The following is a 23,836-nucleotide window of genomic DNA, read 5'->3' as shown; positions in this document are numbered from 1 at the left end:
CACCGTCTGCGACCGATTCGTGACCCGCGCGGATCGTCGCTCAGCTCCCGGTGGAGCGGGCCGTCCCCACCTCGTCGGCGGCGGGCTCGGTGGCGGCGGGCCGGTGGCCGTTCGTCGTCGCCTGCTGCTCGAGCGCGGTCAGCCGCTGCTCCAGGTCGTTCTCCCGCCGGGTCAGCTCCGCGTCCCGGACGGCGATCTGGCGGGCCAGGTTCGTCAGGTGCTGGCTGATCTCGCGGTCCCGCAGGTAGGTGTTCAGCATGCCGAACACGAACGCGACGACGAGCAGGTAGACCAGCAGGTCGGTGCCGCGGCCGATGCCCACCGCCCGGGCCAGGTAGGTGAGGTCGTCGGGGCGCAGGACCGCGTAGATGTTCAGCACGATGAACGCGCCGAAGGCGATCCGCTTGCTCGCCCGCACGCCGACGCTCTGGCCGCTGCGCACGAAGTAGACGAGCGCGCCGACCGCGGCGGCCAGGAGCAGGATCTGCAGGATCACGGTGTTCGCCTCCTGGGTCATCGCTGCCGTACCGACAGGTCGAACAGGATGTTCACCCCGTTGAACAGCGACTGGCCCTTGGATCGTGAGTACTCGGTGTAGCGGATCGTGACCGGGACCTCGCGGATCCGCCACGACGACCGGGCCAGCGACGCGACGATCTCCGACGCGTGCGCCATCCCGTTCATGGTGATCCGCAGGTCCTCCGCGACCGCCCTGTTCATGGCCCGCAGCCCGTTGTGGGCGTCGGTGAGCTTGAGCTTGCGGCTGGCCGGGGACAGCGCCGCGACGGTGCGCAGCACCAGCCGCTTGAGCGGCGGGACCGGTTCGGTCGACTCCAGGAAGCGCGACCCGAGGACGACGTCGGCCTCGCCGCTGCGCAGGATCGCGGCCATCCGGACGGCGTCGGCGACGTCGTGCTGGCCGTCGGCGTCGAAGGTGACGATCCGCTCGGCGCCGCAACGGAGCGCGTAGTCGATCCCGGTCTGCAGCGACGCGCCCTGCCCGAGGTTGATCGGATGCCGCACCAGGTGCGCCTCGGTACCGGCGATGCGTTCGGCGGAGGAGTCCCGGCTGCCGTCGTCGACGCACACGACGTTCGGGAAGCTCGTGCGGATCTCCGCGACGACGTCGGCGATGACGGTGTCCTCGTTGTACACGGGGACCACCACCCAGGTGCCGGTGTCGGCGACCACGTCCCACTCCCTCGTCACTGACCGGCGGCCGTCCACCGCCGCACCGCAGAGGCTATCGGTCCGGGGACCAGGGCCGTTCGACGGTGGGTCACGATCGACGCGAAGGTGATGTTCCGTACCGTTCGTGACATGGACCCGAGAACGCTGCTCGAGTTGATGCTGGCCGATCTGGACAGCGCGCCGGAGCTGTACCGGCCGACGGACTTCTGACGGACCGGTCTGGAGAAGGTGATCGCCGACCTGCGGGAACGCGGGTTCGCGGAGTTCCGCAGGCACCCCTCGGCCACCTACTTCTACGCCCCGCAGTACGCGCCGGTGTCCCGTCCGGCGGCCGCTCTGTCGCGGGCGTTCGGTCTGGTGGGCGGCCCCGGGACGCTGCTGCGCGAGCGGATCGACCAGGTGCCCGTCGCCCGGGCCCACCACACCACGGTGACCGCGCTCGATCCCGCCGACCGGTCGCCGTCGCTCGCCGGGTTCAGCGAGTCGGCCGCCGGCGCCCCGGCCGAGCAGCTGGTGTTCGACGGCCGCCGGTTCAGCCGGTCGTCGCTGAACTACCTGCGCGGGCTGGTCATGCTCAAGCGCGCCGTACCGGACCTCGACGTCTCGACCGTCCTGGAGATCGGCGGCGGGTTCGGCACGCTCGGCGAGATCCTGCTGTCGGGCAACCCCGGTCTGCGCTACATCGACGTCGACATCCCGCCGGTCGCCGCCGTCGCCACGCACTACCTGCGCGAGGCGCTCGGACCGGAGAAGGTCCTGGACTACGCGGCCACCCGCGAGCGCGAGAAGATCGTGATCGACGAGCTGGAGCAGCCGGCGACGGTGCTCTGCTCCTGGCAGCTGCCCCGGCTCACCGGGACCGTCGACCTGTTCGCCAACTTCATCTCCTTCCAGGAGATGGAGCCCGACGTCGTCGCGAACTACGCGAGCCTGGTCACCGACCTGGGCGCCCGCTGGCTGCTGCTGCGCAACTCCCCGACCGGCAAGCGAGGAGTCCGCGAGCCCATGCTGCGCCACCGCTACCTGGAGATGTTCGACCGGTTCGAGGTCGTCGACTCCGACGCCGGGCTCTACGGTCAGGACTCCGAGGGCACGGTGTCCGAGGTGATGGTGCTGGCGCGGCGCTCGTAGGGTGGCGCGCATGCGCACCCCGGACCCGATCGAGATCGGCGGCCACCGCGTGGGCCCCGGCGAGCGACCGTTCGTCATCGCCGAGGTCTCCGGCAACCACAACGGCTCGCTGGAGCGGGCGCTGGAGATCGTCGACGCGATCGCCGGCACCGGGGCGCAGGCGGTGAAGTTCCAGACCTACCGCGCCGACACGATCACCATCGACGCCGACGGCCCGGCGTTCCGGATCCGCGACGACCACGGTCTGTGGGGGGGCCGGAACCTGTACCAGCTCTACGAGCAGGCGCACACGCCGTGGGAGTGGCACGAGCCGCTGTTCGCCCGGGCGCGTGAGCACGGGCTCGTGCCGTTCTCCTCGCCGTTCGACCCGACGGCGATCGAGCTGCTGGAGTCCCTCGACGCGCCGGCGTACAAGGTGGCCTCGGCCGAGCTGGTCGACCTGCCGCTGATCCGGGCGATGGCCGCGACCGGCAAGCCAATGGTGATCTCCACCGGGATGGCGACGCTGGCCGAGATCGACGCCGCCGTCGCCGCCGCCCGGGAGGGCGGTGCGACGCAGATCGTGCTGCTGGCCTGCACCGCCTCGTACCCGGCGGACCCGGTCGACGCGAACCTGCAGACGATCCCTGCGCTGCGCGAGGCGTTCGGCGTCCCGATCGGGCTGTCCGACCACACCCCGGGCATCGGGGTGCCGGTCGCCGCGGTGGCGCTCGGTGCGGTCGCGATCGAGAAGCACGTGACGCTGCAGCGCGCCGACGGCGGCGTCGACTCCGACTTCTCCCTGGAGCCCGCCGAGCTGGCGTCGCTGGTCACCGAGACCGACGTGGCACGACGCGCGATGGGCCCCGCCCGGTTCGGCCCGCGCGAGTCCGAGCGCGACACCCTCGCGCTGCGCCGCTCGCTGTGGGTGGTCGCCGACGTCGCCGCGGGCGAGGAGGTGACCGCGGACAACGTGCGGTCGATCCGCCCGGCGGGCGGACTGCACACCGACACGATCGGCACCGTCCTGGGCCGGACCTTCACCCGCGACGTCGCCCGCGGCACCCCGCTGACCTGGGACCTGATCTGAGCGACCCGCTCAGTGCAGGGTGCCCAGTGCCGCCTTGGTGAAGGGCACCAGCTCGGACTCGCGACCGTCGAGGACCTTGCGGCCCCACTCGGGGTCGGCGAGCAGCGCACGGCCGACGGCGACGAGGTCGAACTCGTCGTCCTCCAGCCGGTCGAGGAGCTTCTCGACGCCGCTGACCCCGGCGTGCGCGTCGCCGCCGGAGAACATCTCCGGGGCGAAGACCTGGTCCAGGCCGACCGAGCCGACGGTGATCGTCGGCAGGCCGGTGACCTTGCGCGTCCACCCGGCGATGTTCAGCTCGGCGTCGGCCTCGGGGAACTCCGGCTCCCAGTAGCGGCGCCCGGACGCGTGGAACGCGGTCACCCCGGCGTCGGCGAGCGGGGTCAGCACGTCGGCCAGCTCGTCGGGGGTCCGGGCGAGCTGCGCGTCGTAGGCGCCGGCCTTCCACTGGGAGAACCGGAACACGACCGGGAAGTCGGGGGCGACGCGCTCGCGGACGGCGGCGACGATCTCGGCCGCGAAGCGGGCCCGCTCGGCTGCGCCGCCGGCGTAGCCGTCGGTGCGGCGGTTGGTCCGCTCCCACAGGAACTCGTCGATCAGGTAGCCGTGCGCGCCGTGCAGCTCGACACCGTCGAAACCGATCCGCTCGGCCTGCGCCGCGGCTTCGGCGAACGCGCCGATGATCCGGTCGATCCCGGCGAGGTCCAGTGCGGTGCCGGCGCCCTCGGTGCCGTCGAGCGCGATGCCGGACGGGCCGACCGACGGCGCCTCGGGGAACGGCGGCTTCCCGGCCTCGCGGGTGATCCCGACGTGCCAGATCTGCGGCATGATCCGGCCACCCGCCCCGTGCACCGCCTCGACGACGTCCGCCCACCCGGCCAGCGACGCCTCGCCGTGGAAGCGGGGGACGGCGGCGACGTCGCCCGCGGAGGGGTCGTCGATGTAGGTGCCCTCGGTGATGATCAGGCCGGTGCCCGCGGCGGCGCGCCGCGCGTAGTAGGCGGCCACGTCGGCGCCGGGGACGCCGCCGGGGGAGAAGGCCCGGGTCATCCGGGCCATGACGATGCGGTTGGGCAGCTCCGCGGAGCCGAGGGTGTACGGGCGGCCGAGAAGCCGTGCGGCGCGGGTGGACACGGGGCACTCCTGTGGGGTGGGCCGTCCAGGCACGTCGGCGGGTCCGGGCGGAGACGTCAAATGGTTCTGATCAAAGATACATATGACAGCACGAAGTGCAACAGTGACCACCACCTTTTCGGTGCGACGGGTACGCTGACGGCCCGGGACGGGAGGTGAGGTCGTGCTGGACATCCGGTTCTCCAGTGCCCTGCAGGCGATGCTGTACCTCGCCGCCGCGGCCGAGGGCGACAGCCCGACGGTCAGCTCCGGACGGCTCGCCGAGGCACTCGGGACGAACGCCAGCGTGGTGCGCAAGCTGCTGGTGCCGCTCGGGGTGCACGGCCTCGTCGAGTCCAGCAGGGGGCGCAGCGGGGGTGCCCGGCTCGCCCGGCCGGCCGGGGAGATCACCCTGGCCGAGATCTACCGCTGCGCGGTGGGGGAGAAGCCGCTCTGGGCGTGCCGCCCGGAGAGCGAGCACGTCTGCCCGGTGACGACGAACGCCGCGGAGTACTTCGCCCGGCTGACCGCCGAGGTGGAGGGGGCGGTGCTGCAGTCGCTGGGGTACCGGACCCTCGACGACGCGCTGCGCGAGATGCGGGGCCTGGACCGCGCGGCGCCCTAGCCGTCGAGGAACTCCCTGACCAGCGCGTTCACCTCGTCCGGGGACTCCCGGTTGGACCAGTGCCCCCGGCCGGGCAGCACCACGAACCGGGCGCCCGGGACGGCCGCGGCGGCCGCGCGGGTCGTCGCGACGGGGACGCCCGCGTCCCGGTCGCCCTGCACGAACAGGGCGGGGCAGCGGATCTCCGGGAGCCGGGGGCGCAGGTCGACCCGCATCCTGCGGAACCCGATCGAGTCGTTCTGCCAGTCGGAGCTGCCCGCGTTCCCGGCCCGTGCCTCGCCCAGGATCTGATCGACGATCCCGTCGAGGTCGGCCACGCGGCCCGCATCGCCGAAGAGCGCGCGCCGGGTGAACGCGGTGACCGCCGACCGGCTCCGGAACACCAGGTTCGGCAGGGTCCGCGAGAGCAGCGGCACCCGCGCGGTCAGCCACAACAGCTGGTGCAGCCCCGGCGGGAAGCTCAGTGTCCCGGCCGGTGCGAGCGCCACCACGCGCTCCACCCGCTCCGGGTGCTCGATCGCGGTGGCCAGTGCGAGGGCGCCGCCCTGGGAGAGCCCGACGACCGCAGCACGCTCGACGCCGAGGTCGTCCAGCACGTCGACGACCGTCCGGAGCAGCACGTCGTGGCCGGCCCGGCCCCGCCACGGCCGGCTGCGCCCCTGCTTCGGCCAGTCGGGGGCGATGACGCGGTGGTCGCGGGCGAGGTCGGGGATCAGGTGGTGCCAGCTGAGCAGCGCGTTGTCGAGGCCGGCCCCGGACAGCAGCAGCACCGGGGGGCCGGACTCGCCCGCGAGGTGGACGTGCAGGTCGCCCTCGGGGCGGGGGATCACATGGTCGCGCAGTGCGGTCATCGGGTCCTCCCGGTCAGCGGGTCGCGTCGACGACGAAGCTCCGTCCGAGCCCGAGCAGGACCCGGTCCGCGGTGAGCAGCTGCATGCCGTCCTGGTCCGCCTGAGCGATGATGAGCCGGTCGAACGGGTCGTGGCGGACGAGCTCGGGGAAGGCACGCAGGCCCTCGGTGTGGGCGGCCGTCACGTCCAGGACGACCAGCCCCTGCTCCTCCAGCAGCTCCGGGAGCCCGGCCGGGACGTCGAGCTTCCCCAGCATGGCCTTGATGGTGAGTTCCCAGACCGATGCCGCCGAGACGTGGACCGCGGTCGCGGTCCCGACGATCTCGCGGGCCTTCGGGCCGAGCCGTTCGCTGTCGGTGAGGACCCACAGCAGGGCCTGGCTATCGAGGAGCAGCATCGTCGCCGTAGAACATGGCCTGGATGTCCTGGTCGACGCCCTCGAAGTCGGCGTCGTCGTAGCGGACGCGGTCGCGGAGCCCGCCCAGGCGCACGGTCCGGCGCCGGTGCGGCACCAGGTCCGCCACGGGAGTGCCGGCGCGGGAGATGACGATGTGTTCGCCCGCCGCGACGCGCTCCAGCAGTCGGGACAGGTGGGTCTTGGCCTCGTGGATGTTGAACTCGGCGGTCACGGTGCCTCCGTCCGTCGGACCTGGTCCAGCTTAGTCCATCTTTCGTGGTCCGGGTCGGTCATCGGGTTCGTCGTCGCCCCACCCGCGCGCGGCCAGTGCCTCCCCGAGCGCGTCCGCGTGCCGCAGCGTCCGCACCAGGAACGGCACCGCGAACGCCGTCGGGGAGCGGTCCGCCCCGCGCGCCTTCGCCGCGGCCCGGACCTGCCCCGCGATGCCGGACAGTGTCCCGATCGACTGCACCGTCAGCCCGACGAGAAGGCCGAGGCGCTCGGGTGCGAGGCCGAACCGGCGCAGCGGGCCGAGCCCCCGCTCCACGGCGCCGACCAGGTCGTCCACCCGGGTGGTGAGGGTGAACAGGGTCGCCGCGCCCATCGCGGCGACCAGCCGGAGCACGATCACCAGCGTCCGTTCCGGCCCGAGCAGCCACCACTGGACCGCCCCGAGCAGCACGGCCAGCAGCACCAGCGTGCGCAGCACCGGCCGGACCCGGTGCCACGGGATCCGGGCGACCAGGTAGCCGGCGGCGACGGCCAGGCACAGCCCGCCGAGCACCCGCGGGTCCTCGGTGAGCACCGCCCCGACCGCGAGGGCCAGCACCACGAGCAGCGACGGCCCGGCGGGCGCCCGGTGCAGCAGGCTGTCACCGGGCGCGTAGAGCCCCAGCGGGGTCACGAGCCGCAGAGCCTGCGGTAGTACGCGACGGCCGGACCGGGCTCGTCGTCGGCGACGACCCGCCCGCCGTCGAGGACGACGACGCGGTCGAAGCCCGTCAGCAGGTCCAGGTCGTGCGTGGCGAGCAGGACCTGCTGGCGCAGCCCGGCGAGCCGGTCGGCGAAGGCGCGCTTGTTGCGCAGGTCGAGCAGGGTGGTCGGCTCGTCGCAGACCAGCACGTCCGGATCCAGCACGAGCACCGCGGCCAGCGCGAGCAGCTGCTTCTGCCCACCGGAGAGCTGGTGCGCGGGGTGCTCGACGTGGTCGCCCAGCCCGAACCCGGCGAGCGTCTCCGCGGCGAGCCGGGCGCGCTCCGCCCGGTCGCGCACGTTCCGGCGCAGCGAGAACGCGACGTCCTCACCCGCGGTCGGCATGACGATCTGGGAGTCCGGGTCGCTGAAGACGAACCCGACCCGGCGGCGGACGGCGGCACCGTCGCGGGCGGGGTCGCGGCCGTCGACGCGGACGGTGCCCGAGCTCGGTGCGACGAGCCCGTTCACGGTCCGGGCCAGCGTGGACTTGCCGGAGCCGTTCGCGCCGACCAGCGCGACCCGGGGCTCGGCGAGGGTGAGGGTGACGCCGTCGAGGACGGTGCGCTCGCCGTAGCGGTGCCCGACCGCCTCGAACTCGATCACCGGACCACCCGCCAGCTCGTCGCGACGCCGAGGCCGCCGCCGGAGGACAGCGCCGCGATCCCGGTCTCGCCGCGGCCCTGTACGACGAGCCGGTGGAACAGCCGCACGACCAGCACCGCGCCGGAGGCGCCCCAGGGGTGGCCGAGCGCGATCGCGCCGCCGTCCGGGCTCACCCGGTGCCCGTCGATCCCGGCCGCGTCGAGGCAGGCCAGCGCCTGTCCGGCGAACGCCTCGGTGAACTCGACGGCGTCCGGGGACCGCGGCCGGTCGCGGAGCGCGGCGAGGGCGGGGACGGCGCCGAGCCCGAGGTCGGCCGGGGGCAGCCCCGGGTGGCGGCCGAGACCAGCGCGAGGCCGGGCACGCCCAGCTCCCGGCGGCGCCACTCCGGCACCAGCGCGACGGCGGCGGCCCCGTCGTTCACCCCGCAGGAGTTCGCGGCGGTGTGCACGCCGCCGGGGGTGAACGCGGGCCGGAACCGGGCGAGCCGCTCGGGGGTGAAGCGGTCGCGGGGACGCTCGTCGGTGAGCACGGCACCGACCGGGACCAGCTCGTCGTCGAAGCGGCCGGAGCGCTGCGCGTCGACGGCGCGGGCGTGGCTGCGGGCGGCGAACGCGTCGAGCCGCCGGCGGGAGAGGCCCGCCCGGGCGGCGACGTCGTCGGCGGCGGGCCCCATGTCCGGGTCCGGGTCGCCGGTCGGGGCGAACGGCGCGCGGGTGTAGACGGTGCCGTCGGCCCAGGTCCGCGTAGGTGCGGTCGACGGCGACTCGGCGCCCCCGGCGAGGTAGCCGGCGCCGTCCCCGGCGCGGATGCCCGCGGCGGCGGTGAGGATCGCGGCCAGTCCGCTCGCGCACTGCCGGTCCACGGTCATGCCGGACACGTCGTCGCCGAGCCCGGCGGCGAGCGCCGCGACCCGGGCCGGGTTGCCGCCGGGGCCGAAGACGTTGCCGAGCAGCACGTCGTCGACCGGGCCGCCGAGGGTCCCGGCCAGCGCCGCGAGGACGGGCGCGGCGAGCGCGTCGACGGTCACCGCGCGCAGCGCGCCGCCCGCGGTGCCGATCGGGGTGCGCCGCGCGGCGACGACGACCGGGGTGTCGGCCGTGGTGCCGCCGCCGGGGCCGGTCACTCGGGCCCTCCGAGCGGGACGGCGTCGAGGGTCCCGTCGCGCAGTGCGGCGTCGACGGCGGCGCGGGCGGGTTTGCCCGAGCCCAGCCGCGGCAACGCGCGGGTGACCAGCCAGCGGCGCGGGCGCTTCGCCGGGGACAGTCCGGCCCGCGCCGCGGCGCGCAGCGCCCGCCGGTCCGGGACGCCGTCGCGGGCCTCGACGACCGCCGTGACCACCATCCCCAGCGACGCGTGCGGGGTCCCGGCGACGACGACGTCCCCGACGCCCGCGACGCCGCGCAGCACCTGCTCGACCTCCTCGGCGGCGACCAGCGTGCCGCCGGAGGAGATGGTGGTGGCGGCGCGGCCGAGGACGGTCAGACCGCCGTCGTCGGTGAGCTCGGCGCGGTCGCCGACGGTCGTCGGACCGGGGCCGGCCGGGACGAGTGCGCCACGGGTGAACCGGCCGTGCACCGACTGCGGGCTGTCCACCCACAGCACGTCGTCGCGCACGGTGAGGTGCACGTCCTCGACCGGGCGCAGCGGGCCGTCGTCGCGGCGGGTGGCGATCAGCGAGTGCTCGGCCGAGCCGTAGTACTCGAGCAGCGTGGTGCCGGGCAGCAGCCGCGCGACCCGCTCCCGCATCCCCGGCGCGACGTGCGCGCCACCGCACACCACGACCCGTGGCGCGGGGCCGCCCGGGCGGCGCTCGCGCTCGTCGAGCAGGGCGCTGAGCTGGGCGGGGACGAGATGGACCGAGCCGCCGTCGGGCAGGTCGGTCGGGTCGAGCCGGCCGCGGGTGACCAGGCCCAGACCGTGGTGCAGCGCGTGCAGCGCCCCGAACAGGTACAGCGTCGAGGACGGCGGCCCCGGCACGAGGACCGGTCCGGGCAGCGCACCGAGGATGTCGAACCCGATCCGCCAGGAGCGCCGGTCACGGGCCAGCACGGTGGGGACACCGGTGCTGCCCGAGGTCGTCGGGAGCAGGAACAGCCCGGGCGTCCGCGCTCCGCCGTCGGCGGTCGCGGCCCGGCCGTCGGTGCCGACGACGTGGTGCGGCGCGGCGTCGGCGAGCACCGCGTCGCGTTCGCGGCCGGTCCAGCCGGCGTCGGCCAGCAGCGACGCCGCGCCCAGCCGGTCCGCGGCGAGCAGGTAGGGCAGCACCGCCCAGCGGGCCCGGGTGGGGGTGTCGAGCACGACGCGTTCCCCGGCCCGCACCCCGAGCCGGGCGAGGCGCTCCCCGGCCGCGGCGACGGCGTCGGCGAGCCCGCGCGGGAGCCAGGGGGCGGGGACGACGGGCGCGGCCGCGTCGTCGGCGGTCTCGCGTTCCGCCCCGCTCACCGGACCCGGGGCTCGGACGACGCGGAGCGGACCGGCAGCAGGTCCGGCAGGGCCCGGTGCACCAGCGACGCGATGAGCGCGGCCAGCACGATCTTGATCAGGTCACCGGGCACGAAGACCAGGGACTGCACGATCCCGCCGGTGACGTCGCCGATGTAGACGCCCAGCCACGGCATGCCGATCACGTAGTCGGCGAGCAGCCCGGCCAGGCAGGCGAGCAGCAGCACGGGCAGCGACCGCGACCGGAACCGCGCCACGACCAGGCCCGCGACCAGCGCGGACAGCAGCCAGCCGACGAGGAAGCCGCCGCTGGGACCGAAGAACGCGGCGCCGTTGCGGCCACCGGACAGCAGCGGCAGCCCGACCGCGGTGAGGACCAGCAGCAGTGCGACCGAGGCCGTGCCGAGCCGCCACCCGAGGATCACACCGGCCAGGATCGGGCCGACGTTCTGCAGGACGATCGGGACGCCGGCCACCCCGGCGAAGCCGGGGAACAACCCGAGGACGGCGATGAACGCGGCGAACACGACCACGCGGGCGAGGTCGGCCGCGGGGAGCGCGGGACGGGATCCGGACACGCGCGAAGGGTAGGTCACAGCGGCGTGCCGGAGGTGTGCCGTGCGGGTTGCGTCACGGCACCCGAACGGTCACACCACGCGGTGCAGGGTCCGGAAGCCGTCCGCGTCGGGGCCGGCGCCGTCGGCGTAGCCCGCCCGGGCGAACAGCCGGGCCGAGGCGTCGTTCCCGCTGTGCACGACGGCGGTCACCGCGGTCCCGGCGCCGGCCCGGGCCCGCAGCGCGTCCTCCCCGGCCCGCAGCAGCGGCCCGGCCAGCCCCTCGCCGCGGCGCTCCGGGGCGACGGTGATCGAGACCTCCCAGCCGCTGTCGTCGCGGTCCCAGCGGACGGTGCCGACCGGGCCGCGGACGTCGTCGACGACGAGGAGCAGCCGGTCGTCGCGGTCCAGCGAGTCGGTGAGCCAGCGGCGGTGGGTGGCGAGGTCGACCTCGTCGTTGTGGCTGCGCGACCAGCGGCGGGTGTCGGGGTCGTTGCGCCAGGCCAGAAGCAGTTCGGCATCGGCAACGGTGCCGGGGCGTACCTCCAGCCCCGCCAATCTCCGAGAGGCGGGATCACACACGGGGACAGAACTCCAGGGTCGCTCCGCCGGCGACGGACGTGAACGACCGGGAGCAGTCGAACATCGTGGTCAGCTGCCGCCGTAGAGCCGGTTCGAGGCGGTCGAGGTCGGCCCATGCGCGATCCATCACCAGGTATCGCGCCGCTGAGTCCGCCTCGTAGCAGGACAGGTTGTCTGCGTAGCTGCCCAGGCTACGTATCCGAGAGTCGTAGGTGCTGCGGGAAACGAAGACTGGTGACGGGTATCGGCACGGTGTCGGACTGCCGAGCAGGTAGGCCTTCGAACCGTACGCCAGGTACAGGACCGGGGTCTGCGTGCCGATCCTCTGGCGGACTTGGTCGTACTCCGCGTGCGCGTTCCGCTGGGAGTCGAGCAAGCCCGCGTTGGTGTACTGGTCATCGAAACCGTCGAAGGCATATGCCGCGGCGGGTAGCCCGGCCGGGAGCAGGCAGGCCGCGAGCGCCGTCGTCGCTGCTGCAAGAAGGACCGTGCCAGGGGTTCGCCGCGCGGCCCATCTGCGTTCCGCCAGTGCGCCGAAGACGGTGCACAGGCTCAGTACTACGAACGCCGCTACGACTGGTCCGAAGACCTCACGCCGCCATCCGAGGTCCTGTGCCAGCAGCACTGCGCTGAGCAGACCGGCGATGAGCGGAGCGACTATCAGAACGGCGCGGGCACGGGTCGACGCCAGACAGACGGCTCGTGCCCACACACCCGCGGCGAGCACCGGCAGACCGACGAAGTGGTAGGCGTACCACTGGCCCTGGCCGACGCCTGACGCAAGAGACAGTCCCACTGCGAGTACCGAGATCACAGCCCCTGTGGCCAGCTCCGGTTGTGGAAGACGATCACCACGAACGCGGCGGGAAGTGCGACGAGGACGGGCGAGACGATGACCACGTTGGCGAGGACCCGGGCGAGTTCAGTCGCCTCGTGGGTGCCGAATCCGGTCTGCAGGGGCGAGGTGAAGTTGGCACGGACCGAGTCGCGCAGCCAGAGGATCTCCAGCGGGTCCACCCAAGAGGTACCGACGATCCATGCCAGGGTGGCGGCGCTGGCGACAACCGAGGCGAGGACTGCCCTCCGGAGGGTGAACAGGGCGACCAGTCCGACTGCTAGCACCGCCCACGGTGCCGTGGCGACTTTGACTGCCAGGACGCTCCACAGCAGCAACCCGCCGATCAGCCCGCCGACCCATCCTCGGCGCGGCCCGAGTGCCGCGCCGACGGAGGCGAACGCCAGGGCCGCTCCGACCCAGTCCGCGGTGAGGAAGTGGAAGTTCGGTGCCGCGCACAGGGCGACCGTCGCGGCGACAGTGATCAGTCGGCTGCTGGTCTCGTCCAGGTGCCGTCGTAGCCCCCACCACACCGCGACGCCCCCGGCGATCACGAGCAGGCAGGCGACCAACCGGACGACGAGTTGCGCGGGTAGACCGGAAGGGTCCTCCGTCAGGAGGTCTGCAATCTGCTGGAGGGCCGCCATGAACAGCCGATAGAGCAGTGGCCGGTGCACGAAGATCTCGTGCGCACCGCCGGCGCCGCCTGCCTCGGCGGTGATGAGACCACCGAGGACGTACTGAACGTCGACTCCGAGGCCGACCCAGGCGCCCGCCGCGACGCCGAGCAACGGCGGTATCACTACCGGGAGCCGGACGGTGGACCGATCGCGGTTGTGCCTCGGAGCTGGACCACTTCGAGTCCAGGAGGCAGGATCCAGGGACACCACGGCCGAGTCAGATGAGCCCGCGACCGTGCAGTGTGCTCGCGAAGGTGTCACGGCGGGCGAGCCAGGAGTCCCGGAACTGTGCGATCACGTGGACATCGAGCCACTCGCCGTCGCGGTACCAGTGCCGGCGTAGGCACCCTTCCTCGACGAACCCGAACTTCTGGTGCATCTGAAGGACAGGCTGGTTGAAGGACAGTACTTCGGCAGACAGCTTGTGCAGCCCGAGCTCGACGAAGGCGATGTCGAGGAGCAGGAACTCGGTGGCGCTGCCTACACCACGGCCTCGGGTGCGGGGGTCGGCGAGGTAGAAGGCCCACATCGCACGCGAGTTGTCGGTGTCGATCTCGGTGAGGAAGACGGCGCCCACTCCCGTTCCGTCCATGGAGACCACCCACGCTTTCCGGTCCGGTGCGGTGAGGAGTTTCTGGAACCAGGCCTCGTGCTCCTCCGCTGAGATCTCGTGAGTCGTGTACATGTAGCGGGCGACCTCCGGGTCGTTCCGCCACTGCCGCAGGTCGTCGCGGTGTTCGGGCCCGACAGGTACGAGTGCGATCATCAGGATCTCCTGCCCTCTTCACAGTGTGCTGGCATGACGGCACGATGCTCGGTCTGCTCGACGATGTCGGCGACTCGGGCGCATCCTGCTCCGTCCGTGACCTCGGACGCCCGGCGGGCTCTCTCAACCAGTACTGCCGGGTCCGCCGTCGCAGCGCGAAGCGATGCCGTCAGCTCGCGGGGCTCCACCGGCTGTCCGCCGAGTCGAACCGTGGCGCCGATTCGAGCGAGGCGACCGGTCGCGTCCTGTTGATTGTCGGCAACTACTACTACGCCGAACGGACGCCCCAACGCGCACAGCTCCCAGACAGAGGTGCCCCCTGCGGTGACGACGAAGTCGGCATCGAGCATCTGCTCGGCGATCTCCGGGGTCGGTGCGATCGTGTCGATGTCCTCGTGGCGTCGCAGAGCCTGTACGGCCCGTTCTGCACCCGGTGGTACGACCGCTCTGATGCGTGCGGAGGGAAATGCCTCCAGGCAACTGTGCAAGACCTGGGGCAGCGCGCCGGTCGCGTCACTGCCGCCCATCAGAACGAACACCCTGGACGGGCGGACGGGCTGCTGGTCCAATCTGCCGACGCCTACGCTGCGGAGCTGCGCGAATCGGGGGCGCAACATGGCGTAGCGGGGGCCGGCGAGTAGGACCGTCTGAGACTGGGTCTGGTAGACGAAGTCCTCCGCCCCCAGGTTCTGGTTAACAATGACGTCGGCATCGAGAACACCCCGGTCGTTGAGGTCGTCGATGACGACGGTGCGGCGCTGAGGGGCGCGTACGGTCTCGACCGTGGCCGCGTCGAGCCGATAGGTGTCGATGATGGCGACCGCGGGGTTCATGAAGTCCAGCGCGGAACGCAGTGAGTCCGGGTCACGTTCGACGATGACGTGGGCCCACCCCCTGGCGGCGCACTCCTCGATCGCGCGTGCATCGACATCGGGGGCATGGACCACCACGACACGCCAGCCGCGCCGGGCCATCTCGTCGGCCAATGCCGTGCTGCGCACCCAGTGGCCGAATCCGGTGCGGGTACTGGCGTCACAGATCAGGGCCAAAGACCGCACTCTCACCAGGCTGTCCAGCCGCCGTCGACCACGACTGACGAGCCGGTGGTGAATCGAGATGCGGGCGAGGCGAGATAGAGGACCGCGGTTGCTAGGTCCTCCGGCGTACCCATCCGCCCCCCCGGGATCTCTCTTCGAAGACTGTAGGCCAGGGCGGTGTCCGGCTCCGCCGGAAACGCTCCTGGGACCAGTGCGTTGACCCGGATTCCGTCTGGCGCGAGCTCCACGGCGGCGTACCGGACCAACTGGAGCAGCCCGGCCTTCGCTGCACCATAGAACGGCGGATTGGTTGTACTCGCATCCTCGTACAGGTGGGGCCTGGGGCTGACCACGCCGTACATCGACGACACAGCGATGACTGATGGAGCCCCATCGGCCGAAGCGGCGCGCAGCTCCCTGAGCGTGGTCCTGATCAGGCGTTGTGTCGCGATGAGCGAGAGCTCGACGGCCTCTCGGTACTGGTCGGCCGTCGAGGTCGCAAGCGTGCCACCGCGGCCGACATGGGCATTACTGACGAGGACGTCCAAGCGCCCGTGTTCGTCGCGGATCGTCGCGGCCAGTGCGTCGACGTCCTGATCGTGCGTGACGTCGGCGACGTGGGGTGTCGCGATACCCCCGCGCTCTCTGATCAGCTCTGCGACACCTTCGAGCGGTTCCCTACGCCGACCGACTAGCCAGACCGGGGAACCGGCTGCCGCCAGTGTCTGGGCGATAATCCGGCCAAGATGTCCAGCGGCCCCGGTCACCAGCGAGGGGCGTCCGGTGAGATCGAACAGTTGCGAGGGGCTGGTCATGCGTTCCACCTGCTCGGATCCACAAGGTCCGGGCCAGCTCCGGGGACTCGGCTCATCACCATGGATGCCTCGTCCGCGGAGAGCGGTGGCAACGAGGTCAACGATGCGTTCTCGATCACCTGGGCTGAGGTCTCTGCGCCGATGACCACGGCATCGACCCAGGGCTGAGCAAAGACGAATCGCAGGCACAGGGCGGCTCGACCCGGTGAACCTGTTCTGATCGCGGCATCGTCCAGTGCAGAGAGGATCGGCGCGCCGTCGATGCCTGCGGGCCAACCGTGGTCATTTACCAACAAGCCCTGGAGAAAGACGCTGCGACAGACAACCACCACGTCCGGTCGGTCGGTCAGGGCACCGCACACTTCGGAGGTGAGCCATCGGCGGTCAACGACATTGAAGGGCAGCTGGACGTGGCCGATCTCTGGAAGAGCTAGTATGTCCAGAAGCTCATCGGGGTGTTGGACCGACACCCCAATCCGATCTATCCCCTCAGCGTTGCGTAATGCGCACAAGGAATCCCACGCGCCGGGACGCAGAGCGTCATCGGCGCGGTGAAAGAGCAGGTCGGAGACTGAGCGACTCGCGGCTCCCAGTGCCTCCGCGGACTGTGCCCAGCTGCGCGCGATCTGGTCGTTGGCGTTGCCCGACCGCGACAGTGGGGCGATCTTGGTGATGATCGCCGGGGGCTCCCCGGTCCGCGCGGCCGAACCGAGGTCCGCCTCGGAATCGCCGTATCCGCGGGCCGTGTCGACGTGACTGATGCCGTGCGCCCGCACCGCATCGAGAATTGCGCTGACAGTGCCCCGGTCAGGACGTCCTGCGAGATTCGTCGCCCCGTAGGACTGACCGATCTGCGCTGCACCGAGAACTAGACGTGGGCTGGAAGCCCCCGGACGTGCTGAGCGACTCATGACAAGCCGATCACGAGTTCGCGCCAGCCCGCCATGGCTCGTCCCGCCATCAGTGTCGCCACCGCCTCGTAGTCCCCCGGCAGATCGATCGTGCAACGCAGTCCGTCCGGTGTTCGTGGGGGCAGGGCGGGCCGAAACTGCTTCGCCGGTGCTTCCCGCCTCATCCACCGGGTGACGTGCTCGCGGTCCTGCAGGTCCTGGGATGCGGCAGCCGCGCGGAGCGCGTGAACGCGGAATGCCTCGGCACTCAGGCCGTAGGGCACCGAACTCTGGTCGATGTATCGGTAAGCGTCGTCGCTGCCGGTCAGACTCGCGACGAGGTCGTCGATCAGGTCCCCATCGGGAAGCGGGTTGTCGGCCGTCAGCCGAACCACCACGTCGTGGTCATGGAGGTCGGTTGTGGCGGAGAGGAACCGGTCGAGCACGTCAAGGCGCGACCCACGCACGACCGGAAAGCCGGCGGCACGGACGACCGCGGTCAGCTCGTCGTCGGACGGTTCGTCGCTGGTGGCCAGGACGACGTCGAGGCCAGTGCTCGATGCGCGGGTCAGGACCAGTACCGCGAGCGGAATGCCCGCGACCGGTAACAAGCTCTTTCCCGGGAGCCGGGTCGACGTCATGCGTGCCTGCACCACCACACGTATCCGAGTAGCCACGCTCACCACCGCCCTCCTTCGGCCAACCGAACCGGACGCGTGCCATCATGCCGGGCGGAAGAAATTCCGCAGATCTGGAGGCGTGATGTCGGTACTCAAGGGCTCGTCGGTCCTGGTCACGGGCGGGACGGGGTCCTTCGGGAAGGCCTTCGTCCGCACCCTGCTCGACCGCTACGAGCCGCGCCGGCTGGTGATCCTGTCGCGCGACGAGCTCAAGCAGTACGAATGCCGGTCGCTGTTCGACAACGACCCGCGGCTGCGCTGGTTCCTCGGTGACGTCCGCGACCAGCCGCGCCTGCGCCGCGCGATGCACGGCGTCGACTACGTCGTGCACGCCGCCGCGCTCAAGCAGGTGGACACCGCCGAGTACAACCCGTTCGAGTTCATCCGGACCAACGTCGAGGGCTCGCAGAACGTCGTCGAGGCCGCGATCGACGCCGGGGTGAAGAAGGTCGTCGCGCTGTCGACGGACAAGGCGTCGAGCCCGATCAACCTCTACGGTGCCACCAAGCTGTGCGCCGACCGGCTGTTCGTGTCCGCGAACCACTACGCGGCCGCCTACGAGACCCGGTTCGCCGTGGTCCGCTACGGAAACGTGCTCGGCAGCCGCGGCTCGGTGGTGCCGCTGTTCAAGAAGCTCGCCGCCGACGGCCAGTCGCTGCCGATCACCGACAAGCGGATGACCCGGTTCTGGATCACCCTGCCGGACGCGGTGCAGTTCGTCATCGACTCCTTCGACGCGATGCAGGGCGGCGAGCTCTACGTGCCGCGGATCCCGTCCATGCGGATGACCGACCTCGCCGAGGCCATCGCCCCCGGCGCCGCGACCCACGAGATCGGGATCCGGCCGGGGGAGAAGCTGCACGAGGAGATGATCGCCGCCGACGACTCGCGGCGGACCCTCAAGCTGGCCGACCGCTACGTCGTCGAGCCCTACATCGCCGGCTGGGGCTACACCTCCCCGGCCGACGGCGAGCCCGTCCCCGACGGGCAGGCCTACCGGTCGGACACCAACGACCTGTGGCTCTCGCCCGAGCAGCTGCGCGCGATGGTCGAGGCCCTGGACTGATGCTCCCCTACGGCCGGCAGTCGATCTCATCGTCCGACGTCGAGGCGGTCACGGCGGTCCTCGGGACCGACTGGTTGACCACCGGCCCGGCCGTGACCCGGTTCGAGGACGACCTCGCCGCGGTCTGCTGCAACCCCGCGGTGGCCGTGACCAGCGGGACCGCGGCGCTGCACGTCGCCTACGCCGCGGCCGGGGTCGGCCCCGGCCAGGACGTCGTGGTCGCCCCGCTGACGTTCGTGGCGACGGCGAGCGCCGCGGCGCTGCTCGGCGCGAACGTCGTGTTCGCCGACGTCAGCCCCGACACCGGCAACCTCGACCCGGACGCGGCGAAGGCCGCGCTCACCCCGCACACCACCGTCGTGGCCGGGGTCGACTACGCGGGCCACCCGATCGACGCGGCACCGCTGCGGTCACTGGCACACGAGGCGGGCGCCCTGCTACTGGAGGACGCCGCGCACTCCGTGGGCGGCACCTGGCACGGTCGCCCGGTCGGTGACCTGGCCGACCTGACCACGCTGAGCTTCTTCCCGACGAAGAACCTCACCACCGCCGAGGGCGGCGCGGTCGTGTCCCCGCGGGCGGACCTCGTCGCGGGCGCCCGGTCGTTCCGCAACCACGGCCTCGTCCGTGACCGGGACGCGCAGCGCTTCCCCGACGAGGGACCGTGGCACCAGGAGGTGCACGCCTTCGGGCTGAACTACCGGCTGCCCGACCTGCTCGCCGCGCTCGGATCCTCCCAGCTCACGCGGCTGGCCGCGTTCACCGCGCGGCGCAGGGAGATCCACGCCCGCTACGACGCCGCACTCGCCGACGTGCCCGAGGTCCGCACCCCGGTCCGCCGCGACGGCGCCGAGCCCGCCTGGCACCTCTACCCGCTGCGCGTGCTCGACGGCCGCCGCCGCGCGCTGTTCGACCACCTGCGCGAGCGGGGCATCGGGGTGCAGGTCAACTACATCCCCGCCTACTGGCACCCGGTGTTCGCCGACCTCGGCTACCGCCGCGGCCTGTGCCCGAACGCCGAGGAGTACTACTCGCAGCAGCTCTCGCTGCCGCTGTTCCCCGATCTCGCCGACACCGACGTGGACCGGGTCTCCGCCCTGGTCCGGGAGTTCTTCGGGCACTCCGCGTGAGGGAGACGTGAGCGTGGACGCCAGCCGGGAGGTACTCGGGCGCGGCTCGCTCTACACCCTGGGCAGCGTCGCACCGATCCTGGCGAACGTCGTCGTCACGCCGTTCGTCACCCGGCTGCTGGGCGACGCCGAGTACGGCGTCGTCGCGGTCGGGCTGATCCTGGTGCAGGTCGGCGCGATGGTCGTCGGGTTCGGCCTGGCGTCGTCGATCACCCGGCACGGGATCCTGGAGAGCTCCGGCGCCGACGGCGCGCGGGCGCTGGTGCTGCAGGGCAGCGCGCTGTCACTGGTCGTGGTCGTGCTCGCGGTGCTGGCCGGGCCGTGGTGGAGCGGACCGGTGCTGTCGGTGCCCTGGCGGGCCGGGCTGGTCTTCGCCGGGCTGGCCGCGGCCGGTTTCGTCGTGGTGCTCAACGCCCAGGCGTTCCTGCGGGTGCAGGACCGGCCGGTGCCGTTCGTGGTCATGTCCGGGGTGGCGACGCTCGGCGGCCCGCTCGCCGGGCTCGCGCTCGTCTCCTGGCGGGCGAGCGACGCCGACGACTACCTGTTCGGGCTGCTGCTCGGCTACCTCGCCGCCGCGGTCATCGGGCTGGTGCTGGCCCTGCGCGGTGGCCGTCCGCGCACCGCGCGGGGTGACTTCGGCCGGGCGCTGCGGATCGGGCTGCCCGCCGTCCCGCACCTGGTCGCGCTGCTGCTGGTGCAGAACGCGCTCGTGCTGATCGTGAACCGGTACTTCGGGGTCGCCGACGGCGGCCGCATGCAGATCGCGCTGCTGCTCGGCTCCGCCCCCGCCATGATCGTCTCGGCACTGAACAACGCCTGGGCGCCGGTGATCTACCGGACGCCGCCCGAGGCGCGCGGCGCCGCCCTGGAACGCACCGCCCGCGACGTCGGCGTCGTCACCGCCGCCCTGGCCGGCGGGGTCGCGCTGCTCGCGCCGTTCCTGCTGCGGATCCTCGCCCCGGCCTCGTTCGCCCCGGAGCAGCTGGTCCCGGTCGCCGCGGTCGCGACGCTCGGCGCCGTGGTGAGCGTCGTCTACCTGGCCAACGTGCACCTGGTGTTCGCGTCCGGCCGCAGCGGCGGGCTGGCCTTCGTGAGCCCGGTGAGCCTGGTGCTCGGCGTGGTCGCGGCGGTGCTGCTCGCCCGGACCGGGTCGCTGACCGCCGTCGCCGCCGGGTTCCCGCTGATCTACCTGGCCCTGGCGGCCGGGACGTCGCTGCTGCGCCGCCGGGTGTCGCCGACCCGCTGGCGGGAGGCCGTGCTGGCCGGGCCGCTGGCCGTCGGCGTGGTCGTGTGCGGGGCCGGCGTGCTGTTGCCGTCCGAGGGCGTGCCGTGGCTGTCGGTGCGGTTCGTGCTGGCCGCACTGCTGGGTGTGGTCCTGATCGTCCTGGTGCGGAGGATCTTCGTTCCGACCGGGGGTGACCGTTAGCGGCCGGACGGATCCGAGTGCTGCTCGGCGGCGCGCCACTTGTCCACATGCGGCGGCTCCTCCGTAGCGACCGGGACCGGCAGACCCCGGGGCAGCGGCCGGGGCAGCGCCGCGAGCGGATTACGCAGCCACAGCAGCGGATTCGTCGCGATACCGCCCTCGGTCATCGCCTTCCGGCTGGCGTCCGAGCGCTTTGTGAGACCCAGCACCATCGAGGCCTTCGCCAGCGGAGATGCGGCGTAGTACTGCAAGCCCGGTCCGACGCTCGGGGTGCGGCCCCAGCCGAGCACTCCCCGCAGCGCTTGCGGGTCGAGCAGGTGCTCCGCACCGAGCTCGCGGCGGGCCAGTTCAGTGGCGGACCTGTCGGCCGCTGCGGCTCCCTCGACGGGCCGGGACCCGTCCTCGGGGTCAGAAGTGTGGAACTCGGGCCACGTCGATCGCAGCTGCCCTACGGCGGTCGAGGACTGAGCACCGAACGTCAGCGGGTCGCCCCATACCGCGGCAGGGGTGCCCACGGCGGCGGCGTACAGCACGGCCGTCGAGAGCCGGTTGGACGACACCCGACTCGCGTTCCCCACCAGGTGCATGATGCGAAGCAGGAACCGCGGGTCGTTGCGACGCCCGGCCGTCACCAGGGTGTGCCCGGCGTCGGCCCAGGCCGAGGTGATCTCCGGATCCGAGAGGTCCTCGTGGTGCATACACACCGTCGAGGGACCATCGACCTTCGCGACCTGGCGGGCCAGCTCGCCGTGCGCACCGGTGACTCGTGCGAGACGGGTGCCGTGGAACGGGACGAAGACCGGACCCAGCCGCTCGGACCGCGTCCAGCCCTGCGACCGCAGCTGCCGTTCGAGGTACAGTAAGGGCGCGCCGATCGGCCTGGTCTCGCGGTCCTCGTCGGCGGGGGACCAGCCCCGGCAGCCGTGCGACCACACCAGTAGCCGGCGTTGACGGGGGTCGGTCCCCACCCGCGGGAAGTCGGCGAAGTGCGCCGGGACCGGCGAACTCGCAGTCCAGCCGTGCTGGAGCAGGCCTGCGATGTGGCGGGGCCGGCGCAGCCCGGCGTAAGCGGCCAGGACGGCCGAGTGACCGTAGTAGTGGTTCTGGATGTCCAAGGCCGTGCTCCGGATCGCTGCGGGCGTCGCCCCGTTCGAGGCCGGGCGATCCTAGCGGGACGGGTGGTCGCTACCGTCGACGTGTGCGTGCGCCGACCGTCGACGTGATGCTGCCCTTCTACGGCGACCCCGAACTCCTGCAACGTGCGGTGCGCAGCGTCCAGCAGCAGCATCGCACCGACTGGCGGCTGACCGTCGTGGACGACGGCTACCCGGACAAGTCCGTCGGCCGTTGGTTCGACGCACTCCGTGACAACCGCGTGCGCTACCGGCGCAACCCAGAGCGCCTCGGCGCACAGCCCAACAACCGGTACTGCATCGACCTGGTGGAGCTGCCGTACTTCGTGATGATGGGCGCCGACGACCTCATGCTGCCCGACTTCCTCGACACGGTGCTGCGGCTGCACGAGCGCTGGCCGGCCGCCGCCGTCGTCCAGCCCGGTGTCGCGGTCATGGACTCCGACGAGCAACCCGTCCGTCCTCTCGCGGACCGAGTGAAGGCGATGATCGCGCCCGGCGGGACTGGACCGCGGCTGGTCTCCGGCGAGGATCTCGCGGTTCGTCTGCTGCGGGGGAACTGGCTCTACAACCCGTCGCTGTGCTGGCGGACCGCCGCGGTCCGCGCGGTCGGTGTGCCCGAGTCCGCAGACGTGTTCGACCTCGCCCTGCCGGTGGACGTCGTGGTGGCGGGCGGTTCGATCGTAGTCGACGACCACGTCTGCTTTCGCTACCGGCGCCACCGCTCCAGCGATTCCGGCACCGGCGCGGCCGCGGGCAACCGCTTTGCCGAGGAGCGCCGCTACTTCCGTGCCGAGGCCCTGCGGATGGACGCGCGAGGGTGGCACCGCGCGGCCCGGGCGGCCCGAGGGCACCTGTCCTCGCGGCTGAACGCGGCCGTCCAGCTGCCGGGGGCCCTGGCCCGGCGTGACTCGGCCGCGATGCGCGCGCTCGGCGGGCACCTCCTGACCCGGTGACCGGCCGGCGACACTCGAAGAGACGGTCCAGCCAGCGGTCGTAGGTCTGTTCGTACCGGCCGTCGGTCATCGCCGCACCCTCGGCGTGCCGCCGTCCGAGCGTCGCACGCAGCTCCGGGGCGACATCCCGGTCGGCGTAGACCTGCTCGGATCAGTCCGGCCCAGCCGGGCGACGGCGACGAGATCGCGGTCGCCGACGACGCGCGGCAGATCGGTGCTCCAGGTCCTGCGGGGCATCTTCGGGGTGGAACCCGTGGCGACGTCGGCCGGTCGGCCGGTCGGCCGGTCGGCCAGCAGAGCGTCGGTCGCGCTCGTCCCGTGCGCGATTTGCTCGTCGTGCAAGCCGATGTAGTCCGTCGCCCGCCAGCCCGCGAAGTAGGGGATCGCACCGGCGTCAGTCATCGCCACGGTCCGACGGTCCAGGGCGAGCCCGGCATCAGCGAGGCCGAGCCCGATGGCGATGTGCGCACGGCGCAGATCCTGCCCGTAGTTGACCATGCTGGGCCCGTTCGGGTGAAGGAACCCCGTCGTGCAGGTCCATGCGACGGCGAGCACGGTCAGGACCGCGGCGATGATCCGCTGCCGTACGGAGTCGAGAGCCCATCCTGCGGCCAGGCACAGCAGCGGGAAGCCGAGCCACGCGAAACGCGACAGGTAGTCGTCGCCCGCGGTACGGCGGACGCGATGGCCAGGAGGAACAGCGGGAGCAAGAGCATGCCCGTCGTTGTGCCCCAGCTTAGGTCGGTTGCAGCCTCGACCCCGACCTTTACGTAGAAGGTGTGGGGGAGCGGATGACCGAAGTACGACCACCGCCAGACCGTGTAGGACACGCCGACGACGGCCGAACCCAGCCAGAGCCAGGTACCCGGGCGTCCCCGGCGCCGCACGG

28 protein-coding genes and 1 pseudogene are annotated in these 23,836 nt (G+C 72.4%); 7 read left to right on the top strand and 22 right to left on the bottom strand.

What is annotated here, in order from left to right:
• Window positions 1–40: 40 nt before the first annotated feature.
• Window positions 41–496: a DUF2304 domain-containing protein gene (locus AC0GKK_RS15080; RefSeq protein WP_489881912.1), complete on the bottom strand. Its 456-nt coding sequence runs from the start codon at window positions 494–496 to the stop codon at window positions 41–43.
• Between the two features lie 17 nt (window positions 497–513).
• Window positions 514–1,191, bottom strand: a complete 678-nt coding sequence (locus AC0GKK_RS15075; protein ID WP_083657989.1) for a glycosyltransferase family 2 protein — start codon at window positions 1,189–1,191, stop codon at window positions 514–516.
• A gap of 228 nt (window positions 1,192–1,419) precedes the next feature.
• On the opposite strand from AC0GKK_RS15075, the gene AC0GKK_RS15070 reads away from it, so the two are divergent.
• Together AC0GKK_RS15070 and pseI are read left to right on the top strand one after the other, a co-directional pair.
• On the top strand, window positions 1,420–2,322 hold the full coding sequence (locus AC0GKK_RS15070; protein ID WP_489881911.1) for a putative sugar O-methyltransferase: 903 nt from the start codon (window positions 1,420–1,422) through the stop codon (window positions 2,320–2,322).
• 10 nt (window positions 2,323–2,332) lie between these two features.
• Entirely contained in the window at window positions 2,333–3,391 is a 1,059-nt protein-coding gene (gene pseI / locus AC0GKK_RS15065) for a pseudaminic acid synthase (protein ID WP_489881910.1), read from the top strand.
• 9 nt (window positions 3,392–3,400) lie between these two features.
• On the opposite strand, the gene AC0GKK_RS15060 is transcribed toward pseI, so the two are convergent.
• Complete coding sequence (locus AC0GKK_RS15060; RefSeq protein ID WP_489881909.1) at window positions 3,401–4,525, bottom strand: oxidoreductase; 1,125 nt, start codon at window positions 4,523–4,525, stop codon at window positions 3,401–3,403.
• Window positions 4,526–4,688: 163 nt separating this feature from the next.
• Here AC0GKK_RS15060 and AC0GKK_RS15055 point away from each other — a divergent pair, with 163 nt between their 5' ends.
• On the top strand, window positions 4,689–5,129 hold the full coding sequence (locus tag AC0GKK_RS15055) for an RrF2 family transcriptional regulator (protein WP_251783249.1): 441 nt from the start codon (window positions 4,689–4,691) through the stop codon (window positions 5,127–5,129).
• Here the strand turns inward: AC0GKK_RS15055 and AC0GKK_RS15050 are convergent.
• The 17 genes and pseudogenes from AC0GKK_RS15050 to AC0GKK_RS14970 all read right to left on the bottom strand — a co-directional run bounded on the left by AC0GKK_RS15050 (window position 5,126) and on the right by AC0GKK_RS14970 (window position 17,215).
• On the bottom strand, window positions 5,126–5,980 hold the full coding sequence (locus AC0GKK_RS15050; RefSeq protein ID WP_489881908.1) for an alpha/beta fold hydrolase: 855 nt from the start codon (window positions 5,978–5,980) through the stop codon (window positions 5,126–5,128). The two genes, AC0GKK_RS15055 and AC0GKK_RS15050, sit on opposite strands and share 4 nt — an antisense overlap.
• Before the next feature lie 13 nt (window positions 5,981–5,993).
• The gene (locus AC0GKK_RS15045) at window positions 5,994–6,377 is read right to left on the bottom strand and encodes a type II toxin-antitoxin system VapC family toxin (RefSeq protein WP_489881907.1); all 384 of its coding nucleotides are present in this window, start codon (window positions 6,375–6,377) and stop codon (window positions 5,994–5,996) included.
• A complete protein-coding gene (locus tag AC0GKK_RS15040) occupies window positions 6,361–6,609 on the bottom strand; it encodes a type II toxin-antitoxin system Phd/YefM family antitoxin (protein ID WP_224403947.1) in 249 nt (82 codons plus the stop codon). Before AC0GKK_RS15040 ends, AC0GKK_RS15045 begins: the two co-directional genes overlap by 17 nt.
• A 30-nt stretch (window positions 6,610–6,639) precedes the next feature.
• Window positions 6,640–7,281: an energy-coupling factor transporter transmembrane component T family protein gene (locus tag AC0GKK_RS15035; RefSeq protein WP_489881906.1), complete on the bottom strand. Its 642-nt coding sequence runs from the start codon at window positions 7,279–7,281 to the stop codon at window positions 6,640–6,642.
• Window positions 7,278–7,955: an energy-coupling factor ABC transporter ATP-binding protein gene (locus tag AC0GKK_RS15030; RefSeq protein ID WP_489881905.1), complete on the bottom strand. Its 678-nt coding sequence runs from the start codon at window positions 7,953–7,955 to the stop codon at window positions 7,278–7,280. Before AC0GKK_RS15030 ends, AC0GKK_RS15035 begins: the two co-directional genes overlap by 4 nt.
• A complete protein-coding gene (locus AC0GKK_RS15025) occupies window positions 7,952–8,338 on the bottom strand; it encodes a hypothetical protein (protein ID WP_489881904.1) in 387 nt (128 codons plus the stop codon). The genes AC0GKK_RS15030 and AC0GKK_RS15025 overlap by 4 nt, the downstream gene beginning before the upstream one ends.
• A 59-nt stretch (window positions 8,339–8,397) precedes the next feature.
• Window positions 8,398–8,982 (bottom strand): annotated as a pseudogene (locus tag AC0GKK_RS15020) (thiolase family protein); the annotation flags it as partial.
• Between the two features lie 92 nt (window positions 8,983–9,074).
• Window positions 9,075–10,397: an AMP-binding enzyme gene (locus tag AC0GKK_RS15015; protein WP_489881903.1), complete on the bottom strand. Its 1,323-nt coding sequence runs from the start codon at window positions 10,395–10,397 to the stop codon at window positions 9,075–9,077.
• Window positions 10,394–10,975 (bottom strand): biotin transporter BioY, encoded by a 582-nt coding sequence (locus AC0GKK_RS15010; protein WP_073573787.1) that lies wholly within the window; start codon window positions 10,973–10,975, stop codon window positions 10,394–10,396. Before AC0GKK_RS15010 ends, AC0GKK_RS15015 begins: the two co-directional genes overlap by 4 nt.
• 69 nt (window positions 10,976–11,044) lie before the next feature.
• Window positions 11,045–11,509: a GNAT family N-acetyltransferase gene (locus AC0GKK_RS15005; RefSeq protein WP_482636225.1), complete on the bottom strand. Its 465-nt coding sequence runs from the start codon at window positions 11,507–11,509 to the stop codon at window positions 11,045–11,047.
• A gap of 16 nt (window positions 11,510–11,525) precedes the next feature.
• Window positions 11,526–12,347: a hypothetical protein gene (locus AC0GKK_RS15000; protein WP_489881902.1), complete on the bottom strand. Its 822-nt coding sequence runs from the start codon at window positions 12,345–12,347 to the stop codon at window positions 11,526–11,528.
• Complete coding sequence (locus AC0GKK_RS14995) at window positions 12,344–13,159, bottom strand: hypothetical protein (protein ID WP_489881901.1); 816 nt, start codon at window positions 13,157–13,159, stop codon at window positions 12,344–12,346. Before AC0GKK_RS14995 ends, AC0GKK_RS15000 begins: the two co-directional genes overlap by 4 nt.
• A 106-nt stretch (window positions 13,160–13,265) precedes the next feature.
• Window positions 13,266–13,814: a UDP-4-amino-4,6-dideoxy-N-acetyl-beta-L-altrosamine N-acetyltransferase gene (gene pseH / locus AC0GKK_RS14990; protein WP_482636227.1), complete on the bottom strand. Its 549-nt coding sequence runs from the start codon at window positions 13,812–13,814 to the stop codon at window positions 13,266–13,268.
• A complete protein-coding gene (locus tag AC0GKK_RS14985) occupies window positions 13,814–14,863 on the bottom strand; it encodes a PseG/SpsG family protein (protein WP_489881900.1) in 1,050 nt (349 codons plus the stop codon). Before AC0GKK_RS14985 ends, pseH begins: the two co-directional genes overlap by 1 nt.
• Before the next feature lie 11 nt (window positions 14,864–14,874).
• Window positions 14,875–15,666, bottom strand: coding sequence for an SDR family NAD(P)-dependent oxidoreductase (locus tag AC0GKK_RS14980; protein ID WP_489881899.1), 792 nt, complete (start codon window positions 15,664–15,666; stop codon window positions 14,875–14,877).
• Complete coding sequence (locus AC0GKK_RS14975; protein ID WP_489881898.1) at window positions 15,663–16,577, bottom strand: aldo/keto reductase; 915 nt, start codon at window positions 16,575–16,577, stop codon at window positions 15,663–15,665. The genes AC0GKK_RS14980 and AC0GKK_RS14975 overlap by 4 nt, the downstream gene beginning before the upstream one ends.
• Window positions 16,574–17,215, bottom strand: coding sequence for a cytidylyltransferase domain-containing protein (locus AC0GKK_RS14970; protein WP_489881897.1), 642 nt, complete (start codon window positions 17,213–17,215; stop codon window positions 16,574–16,576). Before AC0GKK_RS14970 ends, AC0GKK_RS14975 begins: the two co-directional genes overlap by 4 nt.
• Window positions 17,216–17,318: 103 nt before the next feature.
• Between AC0GKK_RS14970 and pseB the strand changes: the two genes are divergently transcribed.
• From pseB to AC0GKK_RS14955, 3 genes are read left to right on the top strand one after another with little or no spacing between them, the layout of a single operon-like run.
• Window positions 17,319–18,302 (top strand): UDP-N-acetylglucosamine 4,6-dehydratase (inverting), encoded by a 984-nt coding sequence (pseB, locus tag AC0GKK_RS14965; RefSeq protein ID WP_075309157.1) that lies wholly within the window; start codon window positions 17,319–17,321, stop codon window positions 18,300–18,302.
• The gene (locus AC0GKK_RS14960) at window positions 18,302–19,432 is read left to right on the top strand and encodes a DegT/DnrJ/EryC1/StrS family aminotransferase (RefSeq protein ID WP_405420507.1); all 1,131 of its coding nucleotides are present in this window, start codon (window positions 18,302–18,304) and stop codon (window positions 19,430–19,432) included. The genes pseB and AC0GKK_RS14960 overlap by 1 nt, the downstream gene beginning before the upstream one ends.
• A 13-nt stretch (window positions 19,433–19,445) precedes the next feature.
• Window positions 19,446–20,858, top strand: coding sequence for a lipopolysaccharide biosynthesis protein (locus tag AC0GKK_RS14955; protein WP_489881896.1), 1,413 nt, complete (start codon window positions 19,446–19,448; stop codon window positions 20,856–20,858).
• Here AC0GKK_RS14955 and AC0GKK_RS14950 read toward each other — a convergent pair.
• Window positions 20,855–21,973 carry a hypothetical protein gene (locus AC0GKK_RS14950; protein WP_489881895.1) on the bottom strand — a complete coding sequence of 373 codons (1,119 nt, stop codon included), beginning with the start codon at window positions 21,971–21,973 and terminating at the stop codon, window positions 20,855–20,857. The genes AC0GKK_RS14955 and AC0GKK_RS14950 overlap by 4 nt on opposite strands.
• 83 nt (window positions 21,974–22,056) lie before the next feature.
• Between AC0GKK_RS14950 and AC0GKK_RS14945 the strand changes: the two genes are divergently transcribed.
• Window positions 22,057–22,947 (top strand): glycosyltransferase family 2 protein, encoded by an 891-nt coding sequence (locus AC0GKK_RS14945; protein WP_489881894.1) that lies wholly within the window; start codon window positions 22,057–22,059, stop codon window positions 22,945–22,947.
• 66 nt (window positions 22,948–23,013) lie between these two features.
• Here the strand turns inward: AC0GKK_RS14945 and AC0GKK_RS14940 are convergent, their stop codons facing one another.
• Window positions 23,014–23,502: a DUF8728 domain-containing protein gene (locus tag AC0GKK_RS14940; RefSeq protein ID WP_489881893.1), complete on the bottom strand. Its 489-nt coding sequence runs from the start codon at window positions 23,500–23,502 to the stop codon at window positions 23,014–23,016.
• Window positions 23,503–23,836: the final 334 nt, after the last annotated feature.

The sequence above is a fragment of the Pseudonocardia sp. P-1 genome (assembly GCF_058111925.1).
Note: the sequence above shows the minus strand (reverse complement) of the source record. Positions and strands in the feature narration are given on the sequence as shown.